We start from the raw sequence: 950 nt of genomic DNA, 5'->3' as shown, positions 1-950 counted from the left end.
ATGTAGGGAACATCATTGACCATGTGATCGCGACATTCCGTTCATCCTGAACATCCCTGTGGCAGGCAATGGATTAGATAGAAGTAATGGTCTGCTGTAACTGAGCCAATATAAATGAAGTATAGAATTGGTAACCTTAAAACGTTTTTGTCCCAAAGTTTGTTAGCCTTTTAATTATAGCTGTATGTATACACAGTTATAATTAAAATGCAGCAATTGACAGCATTTGCTTCTCGTTATGTAAAAGCCAAAAGTTCTCGGATTTACCAACCGAAAAAATTTATATTGTTGAAAAATATACATTTTATTCTTGAATAAGTTTACATAACGACCCAAGGTAATTCTCGGTTATCTCTATTCTCGGTTTTATCCACTATTTAGTCGATTGATTTAAATTTTGATGGCTGTTAAGTTATTAAAATTATTAATAAATCATGCTGAAAAGTGATTGAGTTTTGGTAAGTGGCCTTGGGGTGTTTATCGGAATTCTCGCTAATAAGCTGTTAGGTATACACATGAGTCTTCTGCCAATGGCTGATGCAGTGTCCGATGAAAAGGACGTGAAAGAAGCTAAAAGGATCATTGCTGAAAAGCAATTAGTTGGTGCTGCCAACAACACAAAATGGAATGAACTCATCTCAGAAATGCGAGAACTTCCTAATCCACCTTGCTACCGAACTAAGGTAGTTAATGGCTACATATCGGGCTGGGATAGCGAATGGTATTATCACTTACCATTCCCACTACTTAACGTTGAGTGGATTGATATAGAACTAACTGAAACTGTATTAACTTTAGTGCGAAAAATTGGCTTTGAGTTTGAAACAACCAAGTCAACAATCAGAGTTTGGGGTTACTTTCCAAAGTGTTACGAGAGTTTCGGTGAAGAGTATACCTAACAGATAAGGATAGGCCGCGCGTAGCCGCGTCCTTATCCCAAGTGTTGAACA

Annotated in this window: 1 protein-coding gene; it reads left to right on the top strand. The window is 37.4% G+C overall.

Annotation, left to right across the window (positions count from 1 at the left end; translation table 11 throughout):
* The first annotated feature begins 515 nt into the window (after positions 1–515).
* Positions 516–899 (top strand): DUF6678 family protein, encoded by a 384-nt coding sequence (locus LMH66_RS20205; protein WP_229372709.1) that lies wholly within the window; start codon positions 516–518, stop codon positions 897–899.
* Positions 900–950 lie beyond the last annotated feature (51 nt).

Origin of the sequence: Shewanella sp. 10N.7 (assembly GCF_020806285.1) — a bacterium.
GTDB lineage: Bacteria > Pseudomonadota > Gammaproteobacteria > Enterobacterales > Shewanellaceae > Shewanella > Shewanella electrodiphila.
This window is presented reverse-complemented; position numbering and strand designations above follow the sequence as displayed.

What these genes read in the sequence shown, in the direction of transcription:
- LMH66_RS20205 (WP_229372709.1), top strand. Translation starts at nt 516, where the DNA reads ATGAGTCTTCTGCCAATGGCTGATGCAGTGTCCGATGAAAAGGACGTG.